The organism is Mycobacterium sp. (assembly GCF_044370595.1).
GTDB lineage: Bacteria > Actinomycetota > Actinomycetes > Mycobacteriales > Mycobacteriaceae > Mycobacterium.
On sequence record NZ_JBILVF010000038.1, the window covers coordinates 1 to 24,522 of the forward strand.

Below are 24,522 nucleotides of genomic sequence, written 5' to 3' on the forward strand. Positions count from 1 at the left end.
TGTTCCGGCTGCCCGACCTCACCCACGTGGTGATCGTCGCCGGCGATTCGGACTACATCCCGCTGGCGCAGCGGTGCAAGCGGCTGGGCCGCTACGTGGTGGGCATCGGGGTGGCCGGGTCCTCCAGCCGGGCGCTGGCCGCGGCCTGCGACGACTTCGTCATCTACGACTCCCTGCCCGGCGTGCCGGGCTTCGAGCCGGCGGCTGCCGGGACCGCCACCCCCAGGCGGGCACGCAAGTCCGCAGAGCCGGCGGCCCCCGACCCGCAGACCGCCGCCACCGCCCTGCTCACCCGGGCCCTGCAGATCGCCCGGGAGAAAGACGACGTCGAGTGGCTGCACAACTCGGAGGTCAAGGCGCAGATGAAGCGGATGGATCCGTCGTTCTCCGAAAAGTCCCTGGGTTTCCGGTCGTTCAGCGACTTCCTGCGCTCACGCGCCGACGTCGTGGAGCTCGACGAGACCTCGACCACCCGGCTGGTGAAACTGCGGTAAGGGCGGGCCGTGCACCGCGAGAGTGGGCCTCGCCCGGGCTACCCGCTACTGGACGGCGGCGAGCAGTTCATAGGCCCGTTCCGGTACCGCCGTGGACAGCTCGGAGCGGAACTGCGCGTTGACCAGCTTGCGGGACAAGGCGCCGAGGATGGTCAGGTGCGCGTCGCCGGCGGCCTGCTCGGGCACCGCGATCAAGAACAGCTCGGTGGCGGGTTTGCCGTCGCGGCTGCCCCAGTCGATGCCCGCGCGTGAGCGGGCGTACACCACGACCGGCTCGGCGACCGCATCGGTCTTCGCGTGCGGAATCGCGATTCCGTCGCCCAGACCGGTGCTCACGGTGGCCTCGCGGGCCAGCGCGCTGGCGACCACGGCGGCCGGATCGTTGACCTTCCCGGTGCGGGCGGCGATGTCGACCAGTTCGGCGATGGCGGCATCGCGTTCGGTCGCGGTCAGCTCAACTCCGACCGTCTCGGCGGTGATGTACTGGGCCAGGCCGACTTTGGCCGGGGCGACCGCCACGGCGGTGGCAGCCCCGGCGGTGGCAGCCCCGACGGCACCGGAACCGGATCCGACGGCCTGCCCGGACTGCTCTACCGACGCGGAAGCGGGCGCAGCAGCGGGCGCAGAAGCGGCGCAGAAGCGGGCGCAGAAGCGGGCGCAGAAGCGGGCTTGGCCTTGTGGCGCATCTTCAGGCCGAGGGTCATCAGCGCGGTCACGGTGGAACCCAGGGCGATCGCGATCAGGTAGCCGGGAATGCCGTGCACCGCTCCCAGCACCGCGACGATCCCGCCGCCGTGGGGAACGGCGTTGGTCACCCCGAACAGGGCTGCGGTGGTGCCGGCGACGGCCCCACCGACCATGTTGGCCGGGATGACACGGGCGGGATCGGCAGCGGCGAAAGGTATGGCGCCCTCCGTGATTCCGAAGAAGCCCATGAACATCGCCGCCAGGCCCATCTCCTGCTCGGAATCGTTGTAGAGCTTGCGGCGCAGCACCGTGGCCAGGCCCTGACCGATCGCCGGGGCGGCGATCGCGGCGCCGATCATGCCCATCGGTGCGGTCTGGCCGGTGGCGATCAGGCCGACGCCGAACAGGAACGCCACCTTGTTCACCGGACCACCCATGTCGAAGGCGATCATCAAGCCCAGGATGATGCCCAACATGACGGCGTTGGCGCCCGTGAGCCCCGACAGCCAGTTCGTCAGCGCGGTGAACAGCCCGGCGATGGGTGCGCCCAGGACGCACGTCGAGAGTTCCGTCGGCATCGCCGAAGGACGCCAGTGCGGCAGCCGCTGGCTTTGAAAGTCAGAGTCCCAGCGCCGCGCGCAGCCGGACCGGGCTCATGGCTCCGGGGGCGTGGGTCTGCGGGAAGGTGTCGAGCAGCCGGATGAGGTCAGGACGACGGGTGGGGTCGGCCGCACACTCGCGCGGGGTGCGTCCGGACAGCGCGGGGATCGGCTCGTCCAGCCAGGCCTGCTCGTACTGGCGGGTGACCTGCTCGAGAACCGCAGCCATGTCAGGACTTTCGGGGTCGAGGCCTGGCCCGGGAGCGGGGTGCTTGGCCTGAAGACGGGCGATGTCCTCGACGCTGCCGGCCGGTTCGCGGGTCTGCGAGACCACCGTGACGGACGGGTCCAGCTCGCTGACCACAGACAGGACTCGGTCGAAGCGGGCTGCGCTGTTGGCGTGCACGTGCAGCTGGTCGCCCCGCAACTCCAACTGCGCCCGGATCCGCCGCATGCCGCCGGTGAGGACATACTCGAGCCACACCCGGGTGCCGTCGGCGTCGTCGTCGTGCCGGTCGTAGGTCATGTCGAGCGCTGCGGCGAGTGCGTCGGGGTCGTCGACGCTCAGCGTCGCGTCGCACAGCAGCAGCGGTTCGCCCTCGGTGTTGGTCATCCGCGGCGGTGCCAGCCAGCGCGACAGGTAGTCCACCAGGTCCACGGGTTCGGGGTCGTCGTCGAGCAGGGCCAGCACGTCCTCGCGCTGATTCAGGGCCACGGGTTCCAGCCCGCCGAAGACCTGCATGGTGTCGCCGGCGGGAACGATTCGGCTGCAATAGAATTCGCCGACCTTGAGCATTTTGCTTGCGGATCTCTCCCGAACGTCGTGAACGTCGCCGGTGCGGACGTCGCGAGTCGTCATGCCCGCGCCGGGCCGGACGGCGAGAACCTCATGTACCGAGCGGTCGGTCAGCAGCCACTGCTGGGCCAGGAGACGCTCGTCGTCGGGCAGCAGATGACCACGCAGACGAACGAACTCATCGAACGCGCCACCTTCGAAGAGCACCACGTCGGCGGGGAACGGATCGTCGTCGAGAGCTCGTTCCAGGGCATCCGGGTCGGTGGAGTAGGCGGCGCGAGCCCCGGCGCACTCGAGGAGCAGTTCGGCGAATTCACCCTCGGCCAGCACGCTGCCGGCCTTCTGGTAGAGCCACCCGGCCCGCTCCTCCAGCGGCAACTGCTCGCGGTTGAGGTGGCACACCTTGTACTTGCGCCCCGACCCGCACCAGCAACGCTCGTTGCGGCCCAGTCCGATCCGCGCGGCGGGCCGGAATCGCAGCAACAGCTGAACCATCTCATGGTCCTCGGGAACCCCGGCGCGGCGCAGCAGCGACAGCGCACGCTCGGCGTCGCCGCGGTCGGCGGCGTAGCGCGACAGCGACAGCGGGGTCAGCGGCCATGACGGGTCCAGCGACTCGCCCGACTCGAAAACCGCTTCGGCGGAGTCGATGTCGCCGCAGAGCTCGTGTGCCTTACCGCGAAGCCAGCGCAGCGCCGGGCGCGCTGAGCGCGGGGCCATCGGTTCGATCGACTCGGCGAACATCCCCAGCGCAGCCGCCTGCGGCAGGTGTCCCGATGTGGTCTCGTCGTACACGGCGGCCGTCACCAGCGGATCGGCAAGGAACTCCAAGGCGGTGGGTATCGGCATGCGCGCGGGGCCGTCGGCAGGGGCGCTGAAACGTTCGACGAGACGGTGGAGGTCGTCCTGATCGGGGTTGCCGGTCTCCTCGGCCAGTTCAACGAGTTCCCGGCAGTATCCGCACAGCCGCGTCACCGTCAGCACCGCCCGGGCCTCGTCTTGGTCCAGCCGGTAGCGCATCGCCAGTCGCCGGATCCGCAGCCCCGTCCGCCAGCCGTCGAAGTCGAAACCGGCCGGCGCCAGGGCATCGTTGTCGCGGGCCAGCCCACTGCCGGCCAGTAGATCGGTCAGCGGGAGCGCCGCCTCCCGGAAGACGCCGGCATCGTCGGCACACGCCGTCCACACCGCGGTGTCGAGCATGACGGGCTCCTCCGGACGCTGCTGGAGAAGGCCCGTCAGCGCCGTCCCGAAATCGCTCGGCGCCGGCGCCGAGACCCGGGACAGTTCGAAGCCCTCAGCGGTCACGCGCAGGCCGACCAGATCCCCCGCACCCGCGTCGATGTCGGCGAACCGCCCCGGCGGCAGCAGCAGCACCCCTTCCCCGTTGTCGAGCTCCACGGGCACCCCGCGGGCGGCGAGGGCCTCGTCATCGAGGCCGCCGAAAACCTCGGCGATCGCAGCGCCGTCGGAGAGTCGCTGGAATTCCGGCATCTCGGTCAGCATCGACAGCGGCGCCAAGTCGCCGTCCCAGCTGATGGCGTCGCACTCGGCCTCCGCGGCGCTGAGGCGGTGGGTGAACACCCGCCCATCGAGCACCGCCGGAATCCAGGCCCACCGGCCGTCGGCGAGGTTCAGTACCGGACCGGGGTCGGTTTCCAGCGCGTCGTGCACCGCGTCATCAGCATCGGCACCCAGGTCCATCCCGGCCGCGGTGAGGGCGGCGAGCAGGTCTGCGTGGGACAGCGGGCCCCGTGCGGCGAGCAGTTGCCGGACGGCGGCGGCGAGATCTTCGGGATAGCCGGACACCACTGGGACGCTACCGTCGCCGGCCGCGCGAGCGCTCGACTCGGTGTCGAACTCGGCGGGGATTCGCACCGGTCTGCACCCGGAGTTGTCCCGGTGCAGCCTTTGAGCGACAACCGTCCACGGCGGAACGTCGCTCAGTTCAACGGGTGGGCGATCTCATCAACCGGCATCCGAGCCGCGGCCAACGCGATCACAGCCAAGACGATCGGCCCCACTCCCGCTACCGCGAATATCACGTCGACGGCAACGACTTTCGACAGCGGGCCGGCCAGTGCCATCGACACCGGCATGAACGACAGCGAGACGAAGAAGTCGAGGCTGGACACCCGTCCAAGCATGTGCGCCGGCACCCGGCGTTGCAGCAGGGTGCCCCACAGCACCATCCCGGCGCCGCCGGCCACTCCCACCACGAACAGTGCGATGGCCATCACCGGGAACGACGGCGTCACTCCGACCACGGCCAGCGGCAGCGATCCCAGTCCCCACAGCATCATCATCAGCGTCAGGTAGCGGCGCGGCAGCGGCCGCGTCGACACCGCCAGGGCGCCCAGCGCACTGCCCAGACCGTAGGCGGCGAGCAGAAAGCCGTAGCTCTGCCCGCCGTGGACGAACCGCTCCCGGGCGATGAACGGCAGCAGCACCTCCATCGGACCCATCGCCAGCAGCACCCACACGCTGGCGAACAGCAGCGTCCACAGCAGCCATCGGGTGCGCAGCACGAACACGAACCCGTCGCGCAAGTCCGCCAGCGGATGGGGCCTGTCGCGAGGGGCCCCGGCGACCAGCAGCCCTGCGTTCTCGGCGCGCTCGGCGTTCTCGGCGCGCTCGGGGCGGATGGCCACCAACAGCACGAGGCCGACGGCGAAGAGCACGGCCACCGCCGCGCTGCCCCACGCCGGGAAGGTTGCGCCGACGAGCATGCCGGCGGAGGCGGGCCCCATCGCCTGGCCCAGGGTGGGACGGACCATCCCTTCAATCCCATTGGCCGCCAACAGATGTTGCGGGGGCAGGATACGCGGCAGGTAGGCGCTGTAGGCGGGGAAGAAGAACGCCGCTCCCGCGCCGAGGACCGCCGAGGCGACGGCCATATGCCACAGCCGCAACTCACCGAGCATGCCCAGTACCGCCACCGCGGCGACGGCGACGAGATTGACCGCCTCGACGGCGATGATGATGACGCGCTGCGGAAGCCGGTCGGCGACGATTCCGCCGACCAAGATGAAGGCCAGCATGCCCCCGGCCAGGCAGGTGGCGACCAGCGACAGCGCAGCGGGGTCATCGGCCAGTGCGATGACCTGCAACGCCATCACCACCGTCCACATGCCCTCGGCGAAGATGAAGATCGCAACGGCGGCGATCAGCAGCCGGAAGTCGCGGAACCGCAGCGGCGCCAGGACGCGCCAGCCGCGGGCAGATTCGGCCACCTGCTCGACGTCGGACGGTGCGCTCACTCGTCCATGGTTGCCGACCGACCACGCGGAGTCGAACGAATACTCCGCGGGCGCCTGACTATGGGTCGCTTGGCTCAACGCGGCGATCGTGGGTGTTCCCGGAACCTGTCGGCGGCCGCCGCTATCCTCAGCCCCCAACAACAAGGGGGGTGGCGGTGACACTGACAACCATGTGGCGCCGGCTGGGCCGCCGAGGCATGGGCGGCCGAGTCAAGCTCAGCGTGCTCATCGGGGCCGTGCTGCTGCTGAACGGGCTGGCGAACGGGAACTGGCTGCTGGGCCTGATCGGCGCGGCGGGCATCGCCGGCGGCTGCTGGGAGGGCTACACGAGGATCCGCGCGACGCGGACGGAGGATGAACCCTGGCCGTGGCCGCCGGAGTTCCGCGAGTTGGCCGAGGCGATGGCCCGGCCGGTGGACCCGACGCCCACCCGGGTGGTTCCGCCCCACGAGAAGGCCTCGCTGGTGGCTCAGGTCGCCACCACCGAGGAGGGCTTGGCCGAGCTGATCACCGACGAGCCGGCGGCGTGGCCGTGGGCGGTGTTCGCCTCGGTCCTGGTGGCGCGCCGCAACGCGGTGACCGACCGGCTGCGGCGCTGCGCGTCGGGATATCAGCCCGGCCCCGGGTCGCCGCTGTCCGGGCGGGAGTACGGCCAGACCGCCCTGACGGCGATGAACACCGTGGGTGAACTCACCGAGCAGATCAACCAGTTCATGCTCAGCCCCGCCTTCAGCGGCGCGTTCGGTGAACCCGGCAAGGACACCACCGCCGACGCCGAGGCGATCGTCGCCGTCGCCAACCGACTGATGGACTACCACGAGGACTTCCTGCGCCAGGCCGAGGCGTGCCTGCAGACTCCGGTGACCTCCGAGGCGCTGGTCTTCGTGCAAGACATGGGCGCCTTCACGCTGTGCCCGCTGGTGGGCTTCGAGCGTTTCATCCCGACGATGTGCGCCCGCATCGGCGAGGTGCAGGAGGTACTGCCCTATGCCGACCCGCGCGCCACCGTGTGGTTCGACGACGTCACCCTCCAGATGACGCTGCCCGAGGACCTGTCCCAGCGCATCGTCGCCCATTTCCGCCGTTTCAGTCAGACGGCGGGTTGACGTGTCGGCGACGGCGATAGGCTCGACCGATCATGCAGGCCCGGTGTTGGGGCAGCGTTGAATGAGGAGACGATCGAGATGGCATCCGTGAAGCGCCTTGTCGTCGCGATCACACTCGCGGCCGCCGCGATCACCGCCCCCGCCGTGCCCACCGCGTCGGCGGCCCCGTGTCCCGACATCGAGGTGATCTACGCCCGGAGCACCGGGGGCGTCGGTCTGGGCGATGTCGGACAGGCCTTCGTCGACGCGGTACGCGCGAGGTCCGGCGGCCGATCGGTCGACGCCTACTCGGTGAACTATCCGGCCAGCTTCGACTTCGCCAATTCGGTGCCGATCGGCGCCGCCGACGCCGCCGGCCGGGTGCAGTGGATGGCCGACAACTGCCCGAACACCCGGCTCGTGCTCAGCGGGCTCTCGCAGGGCGCCGGCGTCATCGACCTCATCACCATGGACCAACGCCCACTCGGCGACTGGACGCCGGTGCCGATGCCCGCGAATGTGGCCAATCAGGTTGCCGCCGTTGCGGTGTTCGGCAACCCCGCCGGGGCGATCCCCGGCGGCGGATCGCTGACCACGCTGAGCAGCCGCTACGGAGCCAAGACCATCGACCTGTGCGTACCCGATGACATCTACTGCTGGCCCGGCGGACAGAGTTTCCCTGCCCATCTTGCCTACGCGAGCAACGGCATGGTGGGGCAGGCGGCGGACTTCGTCGCGGCCCGGCTTCAATAGCGGGCCGGAGAACCCGGCCTACTGCGCATTCGGGTCGATGCCGAGTCGTCGCGCGCAACTTGCCCGCGACATCTCCACCAGGGCGGGTTGGGCATTGTCGAAACGGTCCAGCGCGGGCGTATCCCGCTTCATCGCGGCGATGGAGGCATCGATGCAGCGCTGCATGCGCTGGGCGTCGGAGTCGCGCCACTCGGAGTAACCGATGAGTCCGGCAGCCACCAGGCCGACCGCCAGATAGATCCAGATGCGGGGATTCTTCGGCACACTCGAGTATCTCTCAGCCAGTGCGCCCGTCAGACGTCTTCGTGAGCGGCCTGGAAGTCCTCGACGTGCTGGGCCACCTCTCCGACGTCTTCGAATCGGGCCACGTGGAACAGCGCGTCACCCTGGTGGACGATCGGCAGCTGGGTTCGCCCGATCACCAACCCGGACTGCGCCGCAATCACCGTGGTCTCTGTGTCACCGAAGGGATCGGCGATCTGGCCGATCGGCTCTCCCTGCTCGACCCGGGCGCCGAGCGGTGTCGCGCTGCGGAACATGCCGCTCTCCGGCGCTCTCACCCACGAACTGGACCGCGCCACGAACGGATCGGTACGGGCGCGGCGTCGTGAGGGGGCGAGCATGCCGAGGGTGCGCATCACGTTGACGATCCCCTGCACCCCCGGGCGGATTGCAGCCTCGTTGAAGCGCAGCGGCTCACCCGCCTCGTAGAGCAACGTCCGGATTCCCATGGCCGTTGCCGCCCCGCGCAGCGTGCCCTCGCGGTTCGCGCCGTTGAGCAGGACGGGAACCCCGAAGCTGCGCGCCATCGCGAGCGTCTCGGCATCGTCGAGGTCGCCGCGGACCTGGGGAAGGTTGTCGCGTTGATTGGCCGCGGTGTGCAAGTCGATGCCGTGGGTGCAGTTGGCGACGATTGCGCTCATGAAGCGGTCGGCCACCTTCGCGGTCAATGATCCGCGCCCCGAACCCGGGAACGAGCGGTTCAGGTCACGCCGATCGGGAAGATAGCGCGATTGCTGGAGGAACCCGTAGACGTTGACGATCGGGATCGCGATCAGAGTCCCCCGGACAACCTTGAGCGCCGGCAGTCGCAGCAGGCGCCGGATGATCTCGATGCCGTTCAGTTCGTCGCCGTGCACCGCGGCGGACACGAACAGCCGCGGGCCGGGACGCCGGCCGTGCACCACCTGAACCCGCATCGTCATCGGCGTGTGGGTGTAGAGCTGCGGAACCGGGAGGTCGATGGTGACGCGAGTGCCCGGCGCGATCGACTCGCCGGAGATCACCAGGTCGGCGGTCAACCCTTGCCCCGGGTCTTGGTCTTGCCGGGTTTGGCGTTGCGTTCGATGAATCTGATGATCTGCCCGGCGACGTCGTGCCCCGTCGCCGTCTCGATGCCCTCCAGGCCGGGCGAGGAGTTGACCTCAAGCACCACCGGGCCGTGGTTCGAGCGCAGGATGTCGACGCCGGAGACGTTCAGGCCCATCCGCTGTGCGGCCCGGACCGCCGTCGAGCGCTCCTCAGGCGTCAGCCGGATGAGCGACGCAGCGCCACCGCGGTGCAGGTTGGAACGGAACTCCTCGGCTTTCGCCTGGCGCTTCATCGCCGCCACCACCTTGTTGCCGATGACAAAGCAACGGATGTCCGCGCCGCCGGCCTCCTTGACGTACTCCTGAACCAGGAAATTCGCATTGAGCCCCCGGAACGCCTCGATGATCGCCTCGGCCGCGGAGCGGGTTTCGCACAGCACGACACCCTTGCCCTGCGTGCTCTCAAGCAGTTTCACCACCAGAGGCGCGCCGCCCACGATCTCGATCAGCTGCGAGGTGGCGTCGGTGGAGTGCGCGAATGCGGTGACCGGCAACCCGATCCCCGCGCGGGCGAGAATCTGCAGCGAGCGCAGCTTGTCTCGCGAGCGCGTGATCGCGACCGATTCGTTCAGGCAGTAGGTCCCCATCATCTCGAACTGGCGCACCACGGCGGAGCCGTAGAACGTCACCGACGCCCCGATCCGGGGAATCACCGCATCGAAGGGGTCAAGCTCCCTGCCGCGGTAGTGGATCGCCGGATCGTGCGACGCGATGTCCATGTAGCACTTCAGGTGATCGAGGACGTGGACATCGTGCCCGCGCTGCTCGGCGGCTTCGATCAGACGGCGGGTGGAGTAGAGCTTGGAGTTCCGGGAAAGAATCGCGACCCTCATCGCCCTTCTCCCCTTCTCCGGCCGCTACCGAATTGCGGCCTTCCGGTCAGGTAAGAACGGGCCGGGTCGACGTGGAAGCGGCCGCACAGCGCGGTTCGCCCCAGCAGCATCTTGAACCGCATGGTCTCGCGGTCGGTGAGTGTAACCTCTGCCGGGAAGCGTGCACCGCAGAGCACTATCGATGTCTCGATCACGAAGCGCTTCTCGCGGTGGCCGCCCGAGTCGGCGACGATGCGCTCATCGAGGACGTCGGCGAAACAGATCCTCTCCACCGTCGGGTCGTTCTGAAGCGGGCGGATCCCGAAGCGCACCCGCTGCCTCCCGTTCTCGACCAGCGGCTCGACGAAGAACGCGTGCAGCGCGGAGGTGCGCGCGCCGGTGTCCACCTTGCACTTGATGTGCTCAATAGCCAGATCGGGAAGCGACACCCACTCCCGCCACCCGAGCAACGTAGGTTCGTGCACTGCGATGCTCAGTCCGCCCAACATTCGTCACCGAGGATTCGCTGGCGGATTCGCATGCGGAGCCAGCAACTGTGGTCAGAGACATTAACGCCAATTCTCTGCCCGCAACACCGTTACGGCGCCGGAACGTCATCGTCGGCGACTCGTACGCCCACCGCGACGGCCTGCCGGCTGCCGGTGACGCGAGTCAAGTGCCCCGTGCCGCCCACATCCTCGAGCAAGACGATGTCGCCCGGGGACAGGGATCGCTCAGTCCCGTCGCCCACGGTCACGGTGAGTGAACCGGACAACATGAACACCCATTGACGGTACGGGGTCGGATGCCACGGCCCCGACCAGTCGGGAGCAAAACAAAGCACGGCGAAGCCCTCGGCCGCCATGAAGTCCGACACGTCCAACGGTGTCGCCGGCGGAGCAAAGTCGCGCGTCTCCAGCGGCAACACGCAGTCCTCCAGATGCGAGATGCCGTTGTCATCGACGAAGAGTCGGACGTACTTCAGCGCAATGGCCATCGCCGTATGCTCCCCTACTTCCTGCTCCCCTACTTACCGGCGGGTGCTGGCGTGCCGGCCACGAACGTCGCCACCAGCCGAGCCAACTCCTCGCCCCGTTGTTCCGGGACGAAATGCCCGGCGCCGGTGATCGTGCGGTGATCGTGCCCGCGCGCCCCGGGGATGTGCTTCTGAAACACCGTTTCGAACCCCCGGGTGGCCGGATCACCGTCAGAGTAGGCAGTCAGGAACGGCTTCTGCCATCGGCCCAGGGCGGCCATCGCCGTGCGCCCGATCGCCGCGCCGGGGTCGTTGCGGGTCAACGGGATCAGCGCGATCATCTGCCGCAGACCGCTCTTGAACGTGCGGTCGGGAAACGGTGCGTCGTAGCCGGCCAGCACCTCGGCGCTCAGCGGTCCGGCCACAGCCTGAAGGAACATGCTCGCCGTGATGTCGGGGGCCCGCTGGTAGAAGGCGACGTAGTCGAGCAGGGTCTCCTGCAGCACCACCCGGCCGCCCTCTATTGCGTGGTGCGCCCACGTCAGTTGTCCGGCCAGGGCGGGGTCGCAGGTGTGCAGGATCGTGTTGGTCGCCACCACCCGAGCGAACCGCGCCGGCTCGCGGGCCAGCACGCTGAACCCGATCGGGCCGCCCCAGTCCTGGGCCACCAGCGTCACACCGCACAAATCGAGGCGCCTCACCAGACTGTGCATCCAGTCGACGTGCCGGGCGAAGGTGTAATCGGTGGGGTCGGCGGGCTTGTCGGAGCGGCCGAACCCGACGTTGTCCGGCGCGATCACCCGCAGTCCCGCCGCGGCCAGCCCGGTGATGACATGCCGGTAGAGAAACGACCAGGTGGGCTGGCCGTGCAGGAGCAGCACCACCGGAGCCTCGCGGGGTCCGGCGTCGACGTAGTGCATCCGCACCGGCGGCAGCCCGGGGGTCTGGACCTCGACATAGTTCGGCTCGAAGGGGTAACCCGGCAGGTTGTCGAACCGATCGTCGGGAGTCCGCAGCACCTGCATGTGCCGCAGCCTAACGAGCGATCACCAGCGACCCCGCTGCCGAAGGGGGCCACCACGTGTAACGCCGGCCCCATCCTCTCCGACATCACGATCACATAACGAACGCGCATCCCTGCGTAACGACCGGAGGCGGCCATGGCACGTCGCAGAACGTGGGTCGCGCTTGCCATGGCCGTTCCGGCGACGGTGGCCTTCACCCCCGTCCAACCGCCTGGATCCCCGCCGTGGGAGCCGCCCCCCGTGCCTCCGGCCCACGCCGTGGTGGTGATGACGCCTGCCGCAGCGGCCCCGGCCGCTCCGCCGGCCCCGCCCTCCGGCGTTCCCCACGCCCCGGGCAGCCTGCCCGCGCCGGACCGCGACGTCGGATCGATCGTGGCGAACGCCGCGCTGACCCGACTGGGCGCGCCGTACGCGTGGGCCGCCGAGGGCCCGGATGCCTTCGACTGCTCCGGGCTGGTCGTGTGGTCGTTCCGCCAGGCCGGGTTGACACTGCCGCGCTCCAGTCAGGCGCTGGCATCCGGTGGTCAGCCGGTACCGCTGGACCAGATGCGGCCCGGCGATGTGATCAGTCTTTTCCCCGACGCGTCGCACGTGGGTATTTATCTGGGAGAAGGCAGGATGGTGCACGCCCAGTTCGACGGCCAACCGGTGGTCATCGCGTCGTTGTACCGCGCCCCGATCCACAGCGTCCGGCGCTACCGATAGCCTGCGGCCCTTAGCTTTCGGGCTGCCCCGCGGCAATACCGAGTAGATCCGGAAGTACCGGAAGTACCGGAAGTACCAGCTCACCGGCGGCATCCGGGGCGGCGTCGGGCAGCTTGAGTGACGAGAGGTCCCCGTTGGCCACCTTCGTCATCAATGCGGGGCACTGCGTCTGGATGACCAGGCGGGCGACCATGCCCGTCAACGTCGGAGTCAAGCCGGTGTTGCCCTGCAGTTCAGAGACCGCGGCGGCCAGCGACGACCCGGGCTCGACCAACATCGGGCACAGCGACTGGCCGAACTCTTCGACGGCACCACTGATCGAACCGGGTTGGGTGGGGTCGTCATCGGAGTCGGCCTGGGCGGGAACTGCGGCCACGACGGCAACGACGCCGAGACCGACGACGGGAAGCCAGCGGAGCAAACGATTCGATGTCATTCTGGTCACCTTCACCGCCTGAGGTCACAACGGCGAAACGGCCGGATGAAGGTTTGAAATCTGGGGCCCGGTTAATCCGGCACCACGGTGACTGCGCATCGTCGGCCGGACGCTCGGCTCAGACGCGCGTCCGCGGTGACCAGTGCGCAGTCGAGAAGCTCTGCAAGCGCGACGTACATCGCGTCATAGGCGGAAATCTGTTCGCGGAGTTCCCATATCCTCTGCAGCAGCGGGCCGGCCGGGTAACGGATCACCGCGAGCTGACTCCAGGTTTGCAGGCAGCGCGGTCCGTCCTCGGCACTGAGCGTCCCGATGTGAACCAGTCGGCGCAACGCGCTGACAATCTCGGTATCGATCAGGTGGGGAGCGTGTAGGCCTTCGGAACCGACAAGCTGCCGGGCGTTGCCGTCGTTGAGTAGAGCCGCCACCGCCGCTGACGCGTCGAGAACGATCATCTCCGATCGGCGTTGACCGACTGCACAATTGATGCCGCGGGGATATCCAGATCCGGCAGCGCCGCGACCAACCCGGCATTGTCGATCCGTCGCGTCGCCACATCGAGTTCGCGAATGGCCACCGCAGTCACCGACATCTTTGCGGCGCCGGCCAGCCGTTCGAGGCGATCCATCACCTCGTCGGGAACGTTGCGGAGATACAGCGTGCGCACGGACCGAGAATACCTTTCGGGCAAGCATTATGCTTGCTCAACGCTAGCACCGCCTTTCGCACCCAGCCGATCGACGGGGAGCGCGATCTATTGGGCGTACCGCAGCAGGGCGGTGACCGGCGAGCCGGCGGGCAACCGCTCCGCCGCCAGCGCCAGCACCCGACCGCCGTTGGCCACCACCCTGCGGACCAATTCCTCGGCGATGACCGGGCCGGCCGGATCCAATGTCAGGGAGCCGTCCTCGCCGATCGTGCCGCGTTCGTCGTAGTCCCGGTCGAGGATGAGCGTGGCCACCGCGCCGTTAGTGGCGGCCCGGGCGATATCCGCCAGATCGGTGCTGGCCCGCCGTTGTCCTCGCCGCTCATCGACCAGGCCGGCCAGTGCGACATCGGATTCGGCGGCGTGCCCGACGAGAACCGGCTTCACCGCCTCGGCGATCTGGGGAAGGGTCCACTTGTCGGGGTTGGCCTCGACGCCGTGCGCCACCAAAGTCGGCGCGGAGCAGACCTGCCGGAAAATCGACGAGATCGGCTCGGTGGCGATCAGCACCAACGGACGCTCATCGCCGCGCAGCAACGGCATGAGGGCGTCGTCGACCAGCCGCGCGTACTGACGGATCCGCACCCGCTTGCCTTCCGAACCCATCAGTCGGCCCGACGGAGACCGGTCATTGATCGAGGACTTGCCGACGGCGCTGGCCGCGTCGGTGGGCATACCTGGCACCTTGACCTCCTTGGGCGGCAGGTCCGCGGCAACATCGATCAGCCGAACCTCACCCTCGGACAGGCACAGCACATGCGCGTCCTGTGCAGCCGTCGCTGCGATCAGCTGCACGAGGTGCGCCCGGTCGTCGACATGCACCTGGGCATCGGGCCGGTGTGGCAGTCGGAACGTCCACTGACCGTCGGGGGTCGTGATCACCCCGAGGCCGTGCGACTGGTGAGCCCAGAAGTCGTCGTCATCGACAAGGTCGAGCAGTTGCACCTCGATGTAGTCGTCGTCGCCGCGGGGCAATTCGGGGCGCTGGCGAACCTCGACCATCGCTTCCCGGACCAGGTTGTGGAACGCCATCGCCTCCCTGGCGGAATCCTGAGTGACCGGTGTTGTGGGCAGGTAGATCGTCACTACCGCGGGCCCGCCGATCGCGGCCAGCAGCCGCAATTCACTCTCGCTCGGGATATCCAGATTCCACACTTCGCCACGTCCTCTAGTTCACTTGGGGTTGGTGGCCAGAACAGTACGGGACCACAGAACCCGAAGCGGTGGGCGGGAACTCTGCGGGGGCGTGCCGCGGCTGAGTGGCCATCAGTGCGCGGTGCATCGTCAAAATGGCGGCGAACGGCGCGACTTCGCCCCCGAGTTCAGCGTCGAAGCGGGTGATCTCTCGACTGACGGCTTCCACCGGAGTGTTTCGAAGCTGAGCACGCAGGCGCCCCCTCACGGGGAGCGGTGTGCCCACACGGCGAAGAGCGGGTCGCCCAGCCACGGCGTCGGTCGCTGCTCGATGCGGGGCGGGTCCCAGCCGGTCGAGCGGTGGAAGTACTCGGCCACCAGTTGTACGTGGACCTCGTCGTCGGTGGCCAGCCAACCCCGGATCGCCTTGGTCGGGAAGCACCGGTTGGAAAAGGTGCACACGAACGGCGCGCCGGGCCGCAGCACCCGCGCCACCTCGTCGAACACCTCGATCGGCTTGACCAGGTAGTCGACCGACACCGTGCACATCGCCCCGTCGAAACAGGCGTCGGCGAAGGGCAGCGTGGGCTCGCGGTTGAGGTCGTGGACGACCCGTTCATGCGCCTGCGGGTTGCGGTCGAGCTCAAAGGCGTTCATGCCCAGCACGACCAGCCGCTGCGGAGTCCGGGCCAGGTGCGACACCCAGGAGCTGCACAGGTCGAGCACCTCGCCATCCAGGCCGAGCTCGTCGTAGAGGTCGCGCACCGCGGCGATGGCACCGTCGTCGATGTGCTGCACCAGGCGCACTTCGCCGTAGAAGCGAGTGTCGTCGTCCTCGTCGAACCGGGTGAAAAAACCGTCGGGGAAGCCCTCATAGCGGTCTTGGTAGCGGTCCTCGTAGCGGTCCTCGCGCGGGACGGAGTCGTCGGTCATCGAGGCCCTACCGCCTTTCGGGTCACACTAGAGTCAGGGGTCACCATGATCAGGCATCATCCTTCCCGGCTCGTCATCCGCATCACTCTCGCAGTGATCTTTGCGGCGACCAGCGCTGTGCTCATGCCGGCCCGGGCCGTGGCCGCCGAACTGAGTGACTATCTGTGGCAAAGCCGCCCACTGCTGGTGTTCGCGCCCACCGGAAATGATCCACGGCTGGTTGAGACGACGGGCCGCATCGAGGCCAGTCGGTGTGAGTTCGCCGATCGCGACATGGTGCTCGGCCGGATCCTCACCGACGGCACCAGCACCCTCGACGGCGACGTGGTCGACACCGAGCAGGCGCAACGGTTGCAGTCGGAGTTCGGGATCGGCGCCGACAGCTTCAGCGTGGTGTTGATCGGCAAAGACGGCGGCGAGAAACTCCGCGTCAACGACGTCCCGGATCTTGCGGCGATCTACGCGGTGATCGACGGCATGCCGATGCGGGGCGGCGAGATGAGCACCGATCCGGGCCGGTGCTGAGACGACGCAACCCCCTCCCTGTTCGCAACACGACGACGGTGTGGGGATGGGACGCCTCCAACCACGACTGGGGCCGCGGGCCGATGGACCTCGCCAGCGCGCGCGACGCCGGCATCTCCTTCTTCACCCACAAGGCCACCGAGGGCGGCGACTGGGAGGACCGGTACTACAAGAAGGCACTGGAGCGCGCCCGCAGGGCCGCAATCCCGGTCCTGGGCAGCTATCACTACCTGTGGCCGGATCCGCCCAACGGGATCGAGGCGCAGGTGAACTTCTGGATGGACTTCGTCTCCGAGCGCACGCCGTGGTGGCACGAGGGGCCGTGGATCTGGCAGATCGACGCCGAACAGCAGGGTCTGCCCCGCCCGCCCAGTCCCGATGAGATCCGCAGAGCAGTCGACGCCGTCCATGACCGCATGGCGCGCGAAGGGACTACCGGCTACGTCGTCGTGTACGCCCCCAGGTGGCTGTACGGAGATGAGCTGGGCACCGGCTATGACCTGTGGAACAGCGATTACACCGGGTCCGGTGCACCCCGGCCGTTCACCGAGCAATACCGGGGCGTGACGGACCGGTCCCATGGCTGGGCGTCGATGTCGGGCCGCAAGCCGCGCATCCTTCAGTTCGCCTCCGACGCGGTCGTGGGGCGACAACACACCTGCGATGTCAATAAGTTCGACGGTGACCTCCACACGCTCATCAGGCTCTGTGGCAGGGATCCCGTTGCGCCGCATCGCGATACGCCAAGGGATTGAGGTCTCCGCCGAGGATTGCCCCCGGTTTGCCGCGCAGAGGGCCGCCGACAGCGGGGCCACATTCGGTCGGCCAAAACACGGTCGGCACTCTCCATCACGCTGCCCGGAATGAAGTCCGTGATGGTGCTATCGGTAGCCTCTGCGGCACGTCGGATCAACAGCTCCTGTGCCGGCGCTGCCGGCCAGGGTGCCGCGGAGTGAAGAGGGGGGTGCAGGGACATGAGTCGGCTGGACGAGATCGGGACGGCCGACGGGTGGCGGTGCTGGCTGTGCGACGAGGCGGTCGACCCGCAGATGTCGGTCAACGACGATCGCGGGCCGAGCATCGACAGCATGAGCAGCAAAGGCAAAGCCAGAGGCAAAGGCGCCGATTCGGTGTTCGGCAGCGAACGCCTGGCCCACCGGGGATGCAACACCCGCAAGGGCGCCGTCGCACCCGTCGTCAACTGGGCACCCGAGCTGTTCGTGTCCGACCCCGCCGTCATCGTCACCAGCGTCGAGCGATTGGCACGGAAACGAGGCAGCGAGGCGATGGGCCGATGCCCGACCGAAGCCGATGCCGTCGCCGCCGCCGAATGGTTGATGGACCGCCTGAGCCGGCTGGCCCCGGGCCTTGCGCTGGAATCGCGGATCCAGGCCGGTGGCGGGCAGTACGTCGTCGTGCTCAGCTCGTAAGAGGCCGCGACCGATCCGAGTCGATGCCTTCGACGAGCTCGCCCGGGAGCGCGGCCTAGCTCCTGGGCGGGTGGGCGTGTCGGGCCTACGGTGGTCTCATGACCCACACTCCCCTGTCCGCCGAAGACCTCGACCGGCTGATCAACCAGCCCCCTCGAGTGGCGAAGTTGCGGAATGCGATTTTCGCCGCCGCCAACGGTCTTAGCCCTGCGGTCGATCTGTCCCGCATCTACGTCGACGGGTTGGAGAACCTGCCCGGCGACGGGCGATTCCTACTCGTCGGCAATCACACCTCAGCCGGCTGGCCGGAGATCCTGGTGACGGGGTACTTCGTGCACCGACACCTCGGGGTGCGCCTGCGAGGGCTGGCCATCGACAAGGTGAAGGAGATGACGGGATTGCGCCGCGATCTCGCCGAGGCGATCGGCGCGGTGCCGGGCCAACCCGACGTCGCGGCCGAATTGATGCAGCGAGGTGAGGCTCTGCTGGTCTACCCCGGCGGTGGTCGCGACATGCTCAAGTTCAAAGGCGAGGAATACCGCCTGATGTGGAAAGGCCGTTCGGGCTTCGCCCGCCTTGCCGTCGCGCATGACTATCCAATCGTCCCGGTCGGCCTCGTGGGCGGCGACGACGTCTTCCATAGCCTGGTGGAGCGCAACAGCACCTGGGAGCGGATGACACGCGGCATCGGGGAGCGCCTACACGGTCTCTCAGGTACCGGGATCCCACTGACGCGTGGTCTGGGGCTGACGCTGCTGCCGCGGCCGCAACGGATGTATCTGCGCTTCGGGCAACCGATTTCGACGACTCGTCCTGCCGACGCGGGGGCTGACACCTGGGAGGCCACCGTGAAACAGCGGACTCAGAGCGCGCTTGAGGCGATCCTCGCCGACCTCCAGGAACTGCGGGCCGGCGATCCGTACCGCAATCTCAATCCGCTCGCGTGGGGCGCGGCGCTGCAGCCGAGCTAGGTGGGGCCGCAGCGATCGCGGCCTGAGGGCTCACCAGAGCCGACTCCGCGCCCGGTACGGGATCACTGACTGCCTGCTGTGCTGATCACCGGCACCGGCGTGGCGTCATGGATGTCGATCGCGACCAGTGTCGGACCCGGCAGCGGCCGGCCGAACGGTCCCCGCGGATAGACCCTCCTGCGCGTGGGCATCCAGAGTTCCCCGAATCGACGGTATTCGTTGCACAGGTGCGCGGCCCTGGCCCAGCGGCCCACTACTTCAGCGGTGTAGTCATGGCGCACAAGCCGGCCCGTGGGATCGAAGTAGAACTTCTGTGTCGGGGAGTGCACCGGCAGATAGTCGGCGAAACCAACGGTCAGATTCACCGCACCGTCGGCGTCCTGCTCGCAGCCATAAACCCTGGCCCCGTTACTGAGAAGCGAAAACGGCACGGTCAGGTAGCACCACATCGCATACCCGCAGAAGTAGGTGAAATCCAGGTCGTCCCAGTACAGCAAGCGGCGCGGGTGTTGAAACGCCCGCCGCGGGTTGTCCCGGTACCGCAGCACCGCACCGGACTGGTCACGGATCTCCACCCGGCGATTCCCGAGTAGAGCCGCGGTGCATCCGGGCTCCGGGAAATCCTTGATGACGGCCCGAGGGTCATCGGTGTCGACGGCCACCACCGCGTGGCGCAAGGGCCGGATGTGTTTGGTGCCGAACAGCACTCCCCACACCGACAGTTCCACTTCCACGGCCGACAAAGTCTGCCAATACCGCAGCCCGCCGTGCGCGTCGAGAATACGTTGCAGCGCAGCGACGGCCGGTGTTTCGGACACCTCGATGATGCTAACGAGCGACATTCGTCCACCGCATGGTCAGTCAGATTCGCCAGATGTCACAGACAGACCACCCGCGGTCACCTAGGCCTTGTTTCTCCCCAACCGTTGGACGAGCTCGGCTCGAAGGGCCGCGTGGGTCTCCTCTGGAACATCCTTGATCTGCACACTCGTCATGGCGCCACCAGCGCCACAATGGCCGCCAGAGTACAAGTGGCTTAGCGAGGAGGCCGTGGCGCTCTCCTCACTCTGCGTGCCGGCACCCACAACAGGTCGGCGCGCAAGTGCCGTCGCTCTGCCGTCAGGTTAAGTGCCCACAGTTGTCGTCGATGGGCACGCCGCGCTTGCTGGCCTCTGCGGCAAGGGAATTGTCGAAGGTGGCGAGGTTGGCCCGGTGCTGCAGGGCGATATCCAGCACACAGCAGTCGGGCAACTTCAGCCCGCTGGCGGCACGAAGTTCGGCAAGCCGAAGCGACTCCCCGTCGTCGTGTGGCGCGACGGCGATTCCGGCGGCACGGAGGTCGTCGCGCATCGCGGTTCCCTGACCGATACGTACGCCGCCGACGAGCACCTCGGCCATGGTGATCGTGTGGACGAGCATCTCCCCCGGTGTACCCGTCAGCAGTATCCGGGTGGCCGCTTGGTGATGCGCATCGACGGGGTTGAGGTATGCGATGAGGACGCTGGCGTCCAGAGCGATCACGCCGGCCAATCCGCCCGAAGTTCGACCAGGTAGTCCGGGCCAAAGGCCTCCGGGTAGCGGCCGGCCCCGGCCAGCACGGCGGCCCGGTGCTGAGCTTCCCTGGCGCGTTCGTCGTCGGCGAGGCTGTCCCCTCCCGCCTCGACCAGGCGCACGAGAAGCCGGGACCGGGGTTCCCCAGGCCACCGCTTGGCGGCCCGGTCCAGCGCTCGGGCGACCTCGGGTGTCTCGGTCACCTGATAGCGGGGTCGTGTTGTCGGCACGCCGATGAGTGTACCACCGAGAGATTTGGTGGTACACCGTCGACGCCGGTACAGGGCTACGACCTCGACGACGGCGATCTACCGACTCAGAGCCCGGGCCTGCCCGCACGGGGACTTCTCACGGGCGCGTGCATCACCCATCCCGCGTCGGGACCATCGGTGCGACGCTAGATCTCCCTGCGGGCGTTACGTTTTCGGTCGTGCCGACCAATCGTTCAGTTGGCGCTCGGCGGGTCCGACGGCCGATACGGGTCGTACCACCGCCAGTCGGCGCGTTCGCCGAGCGGTCCGGGGCAGGGCGGGACGTCCGGCGGCGGGCCGCTGGGGGGTCGGGCCAGTGATCCGGAATGCAAGTGTTGGCCGTCCTCGTCGGTGACCACGAGGCGCTCGGCGGGCCCACTGATGGTGATGACACCTCTGTGGTGGAGCCGGTGATGGTGCGGGCATAAGAGAACCAGGTTGTCCAGGTCGGTGCGGCCGCCGTCCTCCCAGTGCCGGATGTGGTGGGCGTGCAGACCGCGGGTCGCCCCGCAGCCCGGCACCGCGCAGCAGCGGTCGCGGTGTTCCAGCGCCCGACGCAACTGGCGGCCGATCGTGCGAGTGGACCGGCCGGCTCCGATCACCTGGCCGTCGCGTTCGAACCACACCTCGCAGGTGGCGTCGCAGGTCAGGTATTGGCGTTCGGAGTCCGATAGCAGCGGACCCAGGTGCAGAGCCCCTACCCTGCGTTCGACGTCGAGATGAACCACCACGGTGGTGCGCTGGCCGTGCGGGCGGCGCCCAACTTCGAGGTCCCAGCCGGTTTCGACCAACCGCTGGAAGGCGTCGAGGGTGGTCGGCATCGGCGGTCGCAGATCCTCGGAGCCCTCACGGCTGCCGGGGTTGTTCTCGCGGTCGTGTTTCCACTCGGCGAACAGGGCGTCGCGGTGCGAAGCCAGCGCGGCCTCGAACACTGCCGATTCGGCGTGGGCCAAGCGGATCCGCCAGAAGTCGAACCCGTCACCGCCGGTTTTGCTGATCGACGCGACCGGGTCGGGCCGCGGGCCGGAATCGGGGCGCGGTTCGAGCTTGATCGCGGCGCGCAACTGGCTGACGGTGGCCACCGACGCCAACTGAGCGTAATGGGCATCGGAGCCCTCCCCGCCACGCTGAGCGATCACCGCGACCTGGTCCAACGAGAGCCGACCCTCGCGCAGGCCCTCGGTGCAGCGGGGCAACTCCCCGGCCCGATGGGCGACGGTCGCGATCGCGTCGGCATTGGCCTGCGAGCTGCCGGTCTTCCAGGCCACCAGTGCGGCCACCGAACGCATCCCGGTGTTCCCCCACATCCCGTCGTGGTCGATCTCGGCCACGATGTCCACGATCCGGCCGTCGATGGCGTTGCGCTGACCCGTCAACTCCGCCAGCTCGTCGAACAACTCCGCCAGACGCTCCTTGGAACTGACTTCCGGAGCCGTCGCGGTAACCGTCGTTGACATGGCACCACCATCCCACTGGGGTCTGACAATTTGAATGATGGTGTGCGTCAGCCCTCGTGAACGGCGGCCGGCGTTGGTGTTGACTGTCCGGTACCGAAGCCGCCGGCGCTGCCGGCCGGGTGACGCGGAGTGACGAGGGGTGCAGGGGAGGTCGCGCGACACCACATCGCCCGCATGCATCTGATGCACTAACATCAGATGCATGCGAACCACACTGTCGATCGACGATGACGTGCTGCTCGCCGTGAAGGAACGCGCCCGGCGGGAGAACCGCACCGCAGGCGAAGTCCTCTCCGAGCTTGCCCGCCTGGCGCTCACGCAACAGCAGAGTTCCACGGGGTCTGTACGGGGCGCGGATTTCTACGGCTTCGAACCCTTCGAGCACCGGGGGCAGGCGGTTTCCAACGCATTGGTTGACCGACTGCGCGATGAGGAAGCCGTGTGACTCGTGCCCTATTGGATGTGAACGTGCTGATAGCACTCCTCGACAGCGATCACGTCGACCATGAAAGGGTTCGCGGCTGGCTCAGCGCCGAGATCTCCCATGGTTGGGCATCATGTGCGATCACTCAGAACGGCTTCGTGCGGATCATCAGCCAACCCCGGTACCCCAGCCCCGTTCTGCCAGGGCAGGCGATCGCCAGGCTCGCGCGCGCAACTGCCACACAACACCATGTGCATTGGTCTTGTTCGGTGTCCCTGCTCGATGAGGAGTTGATCGATCATTCCCGGTTGCTCGGCCATCGCCAGGTGACCGACGCGTACCTGCTAGCGCTCGCCACCGCCCACGACGGTCGATTCGTGACCCTGGATCAGTCCATTTCCGTCGAAGCCGTCCGCCACGCCGAAGAGTGGAATCTCACCGTCATCTGAACCCGTGGGCCCTCGGCGAAGAGCCATCCGGCATTCCGCTGGTCGGCGAGAACTTCCGCGAAATCATCATCGGGCTAGCCTGCCGCGGCAGGAGCCACCGCCGTGCAGGCACACACGTGCTCCTCCCGGCCGTGGCTGGTGCGAACGCACTTGTGGACGCCGGTGTCGACGGGATCATCCGGCCCGCTGCCGGTCGTCCATTGGTAGCCACACGTACCTGACGCTCCGCTCGACTCCATGGTGCGCTACGGCGTCAGTTGACGTTCGCCGACCGGCACGTCAACCCCGGGCGTGTGCGCGACCAGCCGGTTGAAGGCGGCGGCGAAGCCGTCGACGATGCCCTCGAATCCGGGTACCAGTTCGGTGTCGCAGGCTATTCCGACCACCACGTCACCGTTGTAGCTGCAGATGCTGAAGCTCATCGGCTGGTCGCCGGAGACCGGGGCCCAGCCGGCGATTCCCTCCACCCGCGCCCCCGCCAGGTAGACCGGGATCGGCGGGCCGGGCACGTTGGTGAGCACGCCGAGAGTGCGGTTGGTGAACAACTCCACCGAAGCCTCGTACATGGTCCGGCTCAACCCGGCGATCACCTCCTGCAGCCGGAAGGCCACGGCGGCCTCGTTGCCGTTCTTGATTCGATTCATCCGCCGCCGGGCGATCCTCAGCACCTTGACCGGATCGGGCTCATCGGTGGGCAACTCCAGTTGGACGAGGGCGAACTCGTTGCCCAGTGTTTCGGGCAGGCTCAGATCGAGCGGCTTGAGGTTGACCGGCACCATGAACGCCACCGACGCGCAGTGCGCCTTCTGCGATCGCAGGTAGTCGTGCAGAGCACTGGCGACGGTGGCGACCAAAACGTCGTTGACGGTGCAGCCGTGCGCCTTGGCAACCGCCTTCACGGCGTGCAGCGACAGGGGTGGCGACCAGGCCACGCCCTTGGAGCCGCTTGCTGCTCCGGTCCAGATCGTCACGTCGTTGCGGGTGCCGAGTACGAACTTGCGGACGGTGTCGACGTCGCCGGGTGCAGCGGCGAGGATTCCGGCCAGCGTGCCGCCGCCGGGCAGGGCTTGACGCAGCGCCGCCGCGGCCCGCGCCGCCGCTCTGCACACACTGTGCAGCAGGGAGTGCAGCGCGCCCAGCGGGTTCCAGAGCGCAAAACGGCTCAGCCTCGCCGCCCGACGGTGCTCCGGGGTCCGTCCCCCCGATGCCTCCGACAGCCACCGGCCGGCAGTTCGCACGACCGTGCCGAATTCGACTGCGGCACTGTGCAGCCGCTGCGATACCGGCACCCGCGGCGACTCCAACTGAGCTCCGTACTGGGCGACCGCAGGCCCCAGGATCGCGCCGCCCTCCGGTGCGGCGTCGAACAGACTCATCGCCAGCTGCACCATGCGCATGCCGTCGGCTAGCGCGTGATGGCTGCGCAGGATCATCGCGCTCCCGCCGCGGTAGCGCTCGACCCAGATCACCTGCCACAACGGCCGAGTGCTGTCGAGCAACTCGGTGCGGTGCGCAGCCACCAGCGCATGCATGCATCGCGGATCGTCGGGGTCGGCCAGGATAGCGGCGCTGAGGTGATTGCTGACGTCGAAGTCCGGATCCGGCTCCCAACACCACGCGCCGAATCCGTCCTGGACAGCCCTGCTCCGAAACACCGGATAGCGCTCGACGAGCCGCTCGGTGATCGCCGCGTGCA

30 protein-coding genes and 1 pseudogene are annotated in these 24,522 nt (G+C 68.2%); 10 read left to right on the top strand and 21 right to left on the bottom strand.

The annotated features are described in order from the left end of the window. Positions 1-494, top strand: a 494-nt coding sequence (locus ADBZ5N_RS07715; protein ID WP_526256906.1) for an NYN domain-containing protein, incomplete at its 5' end; no start/stop codon positions are given. Positions 495-539: 45 nt separating this feature from the next. Here ADBZ5N_RS07715 and ADBZ5N_RS07720 read toward each other — a convergent pair. From ADBZ5N_RS07720 to tet(V), 4 genes are all read right to left on the bottom strand, one after another. Continuing rightward, entirely contained in the window at positions 540-1,013 is a 474-nt protein-coding gene (locus ADBZ5N_RS07720) for a PTS sugar transporter subunit IIA (protein ID WP_526256907.1), read from the bottom strand. A gap of 71 nt (positions 1,014-1,084) precedes the next feature. Then, on the bottom strand, positions 1,085-1,759 hold the full coding sequence (locus tag ADBZ5N_RS07725; RefSeq protein ID WP_526256908.1) for a fructose-specific PTS transporter subunit EIIC: 675 nt from the start codon (positions 1,757-1,759) through the stop codon (positions 1,085-1,087). A gap of 40 nt (positions 1,760-1,799) precedes the next feature. After that, the gene (locus ADBZ5N_RS07730) at positions 1,800-4,451 is read right to left on the bottom strand and encodes an SEC-C metal-binding domain-containing protein (RefSeq protein WP_526256909.1); all 2,652 of its coding nucleotides are present in this window, start codon (positions 4,449-4,451) and stop codon (positions 1,800-1,802) included. A gap of 65 nt (positions 4,452-4,516) precedes the next feature. Beyond that, positions 4,517-5,806: a tetracycline efflux MFS transporter Tet(V) gene (gene tet(V) / locus ADBZ5N_RS07735; protein ID WP_526256935.1), complete on the bottom strand. Its 1,290-nt coding sequence runs from the start codon at positions 5,804-5,806 to the stop codon at positions 4,517-4,519. 182 nt (positions 5,807-5,988) lie between these two features. Between tet(V) and ADBZ5N_RS07740 the strand changes: the two genes are divergently transcribed. Next, positions 5,989-6,939, top strand: a complete 951-nt coding sequence (locus tag ADBZ5N_RS07740; RefSeq protein WP_526256910.1) for a hypothetical protein — start codon at positions 5,989-5,991, stop codon at positions 6,937-6,939. Positions 6,940-7,017: 78 nt separating this feature from the next. Further along, on the top strand, positions 7,018-7,671 hold the full coding sequence (locus ADBZ5N_RS07745; RefSeq protein ID WP_526256911.1) for a cutinase family protein: 654 nt from the start codon (positions 7,018-7,020) through the stop codon (positions 7,669-7,671). 18 nt (positions 7,672-7,689) lie between these two features. On the opposite strand, the gene ADBZ5N_RS07750 is transcribed toward ADBZ5N_RS07745, so the two are convergent. The 6 genes from ADBZ5N_RS07750 to ADBZ5N_RS07775 form a co-directional block, all read right to left on the bottom strand. Continuing rightward, positions 7,690-7,935, bottom strand: coding sequence for a hypothetical protein (locus ADBZ5N_RS07750; protein WP_526256912.1), 246 nt, complete (start codon positions 7,933-7,935; stop codon positions 7,690-7,692). Between the two features lie 29 nt (positions 7,936-7,964). Next, a complete protein-coding gene (locus ADBZ5N_RS07755; RefSeq protein WP_526256913.1) occupies positions 7,965-8,972 on the bottom strand; it encodes a succinylglutamate desuccinylase/aspartoacylase family protein in 1,008 nt (335 codons plus the stop codon). Further along, complete coding sequence (gene rimK / locus ADBZ5N_RS07760; RefSeq protein ID WP_526256914.1) at positions 8,969-9,874, bottom strand: 30S ribosomal protein S6--L-glutamate ligase; 906 nt, start codon at positions 9,872-9,874, stop codon at positions 8,969-8,971. Before rimK ends, ADBZ5N_RS07755 begins: the two co-directional genes overlap by 4 nt. Next, positions 9,871-10,338, bottom strand: coding sequence for a retropepsin-like aspartic endopeptidase (locus ADBZ5N_RS07765; protein ID WP_526256915.1), 468 nt, complete (start codon positions 10,336-10,338; stop codon positions 9,871-9,873). Before ADBZ5N_RS07765 ends, rimK begins: the two co-directional genes overlap by 4 nt. 113 nt (positions 10,339-10,451) lie before the next feature. Continuing rightward, the gene (locus tag ADBZ5N_RS07770; protein WP_526256916.1) at positions 10,452-10,850 is read right to left on the bottom strand and encodes a cupin domain-containing protein; all 399 of its coding nucleotides are present in this window, start codon (positions 10,848-10,850) and stop codon (positions 10,452-10,454) included. 29 nt (positions 10,851-10,879) lie between these two features. After that, positions 10,880-11,854, bottom strand: coding sequence for an alpha/beta fold hydrolase (locus ADBZ5N_RS07775; protein ID WP_526256917.1), 975 nt, complete (start codon positions 11,852-11,854; stop codon positions 10,880-10,882). 135 nt (positions 11,855-11,989) lie between these two features. Here ADBZ5N_RS07775 and ADBZ5N_RS07780 point away from each other — a divergent pair, with 135 nt between their 5' ends. Further along, the gene (locus tag ADBZ5N_RS07780; RefSeq protein WP_526256918.1) at positions 11,990-12,559 is read left to right on the top strand and encodes a C40 family peptidase; all 570 of its coding nucleotides are present in this window, start codon (positions 11,990-11,992) and stop codon (positions 12,557-12,559) included. Positions 12,560-12,569: 10 nt separating this feature from the next. On the opposite strand, the gene ADBZ5N_RS07785 is transcribed toward ADBZ5N_RS07780, so the two are convergent. From ADBZ5N_RS07785 to ADBZ5N_RS07805, 5 genes are all read right to left on the bottom strand, one after another. Continuing rightward, a complete protein-coding gene (locus ADBZ5N_RS07785) occupies positions 12,570-12,995 on the bottom strand; it encodes a hypothetical protein (RefSeq protein ID WP_526256919.1) in 426 nt (141 codons plus the stop codon). A 71-nt stretch (positions 12,996-13,066) separates the two neighbouring features. Beyond that, positions 13,067-13,450, bottom strand: coding sequence for a type II toxin-antitoxin system VapC family toxin (locus ADBZ5N_RS07790; protein ID WP_526256920.1), 384 nt, complete (start codon positions 13,448-13,450; stop codon positions 13,067-13,069). Then, on the bottom strand, positions 13,447-13,662 hold the full coding sequence (locus ADBZ5N_RS07795; RefSeq protein WP_526256921.1) for an antitoxin: 216 nt from the start codon (positions 13,660-13,662) through the stop codon (positions 13,447-13,449). The genes ADBZ5N_RS07790 and ADBZ5N_RS07795 overlap by 4 nt, the downstream gene beginning before the upstream one ends. 87 nt (positions 13,663-13,749) lie before the next feature. Next, the gene (locus ADBZ5N_RS07800) at positions 13,750-14,856 is read right to left on the bottom strand and encodes a baeRF11 domain-containing protein (RefSeq protein WP_526256922.1); all 1,107 of its coding nucleotides are present in this window, start codon (positions 14,854-14,856) and stop codon (positions 13,750-13,752) included. A gap of 243 nt (positions 14,857-15,099) precedes the next feature. Then, positions 15,100-15,768 carry a methyltransferase domain-containing protein gene (locus tag ADBZ5N_RS07805; protein WP_526256923.1) on the bottom strand — a complete coding sequence of 223 codons (669 nt, stop codon included), beginning with the start codon at positions 15,766-15,768 and terminating at the stop codon, positions 15,100-15,102. Between the two features lie 45 nt (positions 15,769-15,813). On the opposite strand from ADBZ5N_RS07805, the gene ADBZ5N_RS07810 reads away from it, so the two are divergent. Both ADBZ5N_RS07810 and ADBZ5N_RS07815 read left to right on the top strand, forming a co-directional pair. Further along, positions 15,814-16,293, top strand: coding sequence for a DUF4174 domain-containing protein (locus tag ADBZ5N_RS07810; protein ID WP_526256924.1), 480 nt, complete (start codon positions 15,814-15,816; stop codon positions 16,291-16,293). Positions 16,294-16,331: 38 nt separating this feature from the next. After that, complete coding sequence (locus ADBZ5N_RS07815; protein ID WP_526256925.1) at positions 16,332-17,048, top strand: GH25 family lysozyme; 717 nt, start codon at positions 16,332-16,334, stop codon at positions 17,046-17,048. A gap of 71 nt (positions 17,049-17,119) precedes the next feature. Here ADBZ5N_RS07815 and ADBZ5N_RS07820 read toward each other — a convergent pair. Continuing rightward, a pseudogene (locus ADBZ5N_RS07820) lies at positions 17,120-17,383 on the bottom strand (type II toxin -antitoxin system TacA 1-like antitoxin); the annotation flags it as partial. On the opposite strand from ADBZ5N_RS07820, the gene ADBZ5N_RS07825 reads away from it, so the two are divergent. After that, a complete protein-coding gene (locus tag ADBZ5N_RS07825; protein WP_526256926.1) occupies positions 17,268-17,723 on the top strand; it encodes a hypothetical protein in 456 nt (151 codons plus the stop codon). The pseudogene ADBZ5N_RS07820 and the gene ADBZ5N_RS07825 sit on opposite strands and share 116 nt — an antisense overlap. Positions 17,724-17,821: 98 nt before the next feature. After that, on the top strand, positions 17,822-18,694 hold the full coding sequence (locus ADBZ5N_RS07830; protein WP_526256927.1) for a lysophospholipid acyltransferase family protein: 873 nt from the start codon (positions 17,822-17,824) through the stop codon (positions 18,692-18,694). 62 nt (positions 18,695-18,756) lie between these two features. Here the strand turns inward: ADBZ5N_RS07830 and ADBZ5N_RS07835 are convergent, their stop codons facing one another. The 4 genes from ADBZ5N_RS07835 to ADBZ5N_RS07850 all read right to left on the bottom strand — a co-directional run bounded on the left by ADBZ5N_RS07835 (position 18,757) and on the right by ADBZ5N_RS07850 (position 21,953). Further along, positions 18,757-19,512: a hypothetical protein gene (locus ADBZ5N_RS07835; protein ID WP_526256928.1), complete on the bottom strand. Its 756-nt coding sequence runs from the start codon at positions 19,510-19,512 to the stop codon at positions 18,757-18,759. A 301-nt stretch (positions 19,513-19,813) separates the two neighbouring features. Next, entirely contained in the window at positions 19,814-20,215 is a 402-nt protein-coding gene (locus ADBZ5N_RS07840) for a type II toxin-antitoxin system VapC family toxin (RefSeq protein ID WP_526256929.1), read from the bottom strand. Then, a complete protein-coding gene (locus ADBZ5N_RS07845; protein ID WP_526256930.1) occupies positions 20,212-20,475 on the bottom strand; it encodes a hypothetical protein in 264 nt (87 codons plus the stop codon). The genes ADBZ5N_RS07840 and ADBZ5N_RS07845 overlap by 4 nt, the downstream gene beginning before the upstream one ends. A gap of 215 nt (positions 20,476-20,690) precedes the next feature. After that, positions 20,691-21,953 carry an HNH endonuclease signature motif containing protein gene (locus tag ADBZ5N_RS07850; protein ID WP_526256931.1) on the bottom strand — a complete coding sequence of 421 codons (1,263 nt, stop codon included), beginning with the start codon at positions 21,951-21,953 and terminating at the stop codon, positions 20,691-20,693. A gap of 202 nt (positions 21,954-22,155) precedes the next feature. On the opposite strand from ADBZ5N_RS07850, the gene ADBZ5N_RS07855 reads away from it, so the two are divergent. Next, a complete protein-coding gene (locus tag ADBZ5N_RS07855) occupies positions 22,156-22,398 on the top strand; it encodes a ribbon-helix-helix domain-containing protein (RefSeq protein WP_526256932.1) in 243 nt (80 codons plus the stop codon). Beyond that, positions 22,395-22,826, top strand: a complete 432-nt coding sequence (locus tag ADBZ5N_RS07860) for a TA system VapC family ribonuclease toxin (protein ID WP_526256933.1) — start codon at positions 22,395-22,397, stop codon at positions 22,824-22,826. Before ADBZ5N_RS07855 ends, ADBZ5N_RS07860 begins: the two co-directional genes overlap by 4 nt. Before the next feature lie 245 nt (positions 22,827-23,071). Here the strand turns inward: ADBZ5N_RS07860 and ADBZ5N_RS07865 are convergent. Continuing rightward, positions 23,072-24,522 (bottom strand): WS/DGAT domain-containing protein (locus ADBZ5N_RS07865; RefSeq protein ID WP_526256934.1); only part of this gene is annotated, 1,451 nt, incomplete at its 5' end.

Excerpts from the sequence above, each read along its gene's own strand:
- ADBZ5N_RS07725 (WP_526256908.1), bottom strand. The coding sequence starts at position 1,759 with ATGCCGACGGAACTCTCGACGTGCGTCCTGGGCGCACCCATCGCCGGG.
- ADBZ5N_RS07745 (WP_526256911.1), top strand. The coding sequence starts at position 7,018 with ATGGCATCCGTGAAGCGCCTTGTCGTCGCGATCACACTCGCGGCCGCC.
- rimK (WP_526256914.1), bottom strand. The coding sequence starts at position 9,874 with ATGAGGGTCGCGATTCTTTCCCGGAACTCCAAGCTCTACTCCACCCGC.
- ADBZ5N_RS07770 (WP_526256916.1), bottom strand. The coding sequence starts at position 10,850 with ATGGCCATTGCGCTGAAGTACGTCCGACTCTTCGTCGATGACAACGGC.
- ADBZ5N_RS07775 (WP_526256917.1), bottom strand. The coding sequence starts at position 11,854 with ATGCAGGTGCTGCGGACTCCCGACGATCGGTTCGACAACCTGCCGGGT.
- ADBZ5N_RS07780 (WP_526256918.1), top strand. The coding sequence starts at position 11,990 with ATGGCACGTCGCAGAACGTGGGTCGCGCTTGCCATGGCCGTTCCGGCG.
- ADBZ5N_RS07785 (WP_526256919.1), bottom strand. The coding sequence starts at position 12,995 with ATGACATCGAATCGTTTGCTCCGCTGGCTTCCCGTCGTCGGTCTCGGC.
- ADBZ5N_RS07790 (WP_526256920.1), bottom strand. The coding sequence starts at position 13,450 with ATGATCGTTCTCGACGCGTCAGCGGCGGTGGCGGCTCTACTCAACGAC.
- ADBZ5N_RS07805 (WP_526256923.1), bottom strand. The coding sequence starts at position 15,768 with ATGACCGACGACTCCGTCCCGCGCGAGGACCGCTACGAGGACCGCTAC.
- ADBZ5N_RS07810 (WP_526256924.1), top strand. The coding sequence starts at position 15,814 with ATGATCAGGCATCATCCTTCCCGGCTCGTCATCCGCATCACTCTCGCA.
- ADBZ5N_RS07825 (WP_526256926.1), top strand. The coding sequence starts at position 17,268 with ATGAGTCGGCTGGACGAGATCGGGACGGCCGACGGGTGGCGGTGCTGG.
- ADBZ5N_RS07830 (WP_526256927.1), top strand. The coding sequence starts at position 17,822 with ATGACCCACACTCCCCTGTCCGCCGAAGACCTCGACCGGCTGATCAAC.
- ADBZ5N_RS07850 (WP_526256931.1), bottom strand. The coding sequence starts at position 21,953 with ATGTCAACGACGGTTACCGCGACGGCTCCGGAAGTCAGTTCCAAGGAG.
- ADBZ5N_RS07855 (WP_526256932.1), top strand. The coding sequence starts at position 22,156 with ATGCGAACCACACTGTCGATCGACGATGACGTGCTGCTCGCCGTGAAG.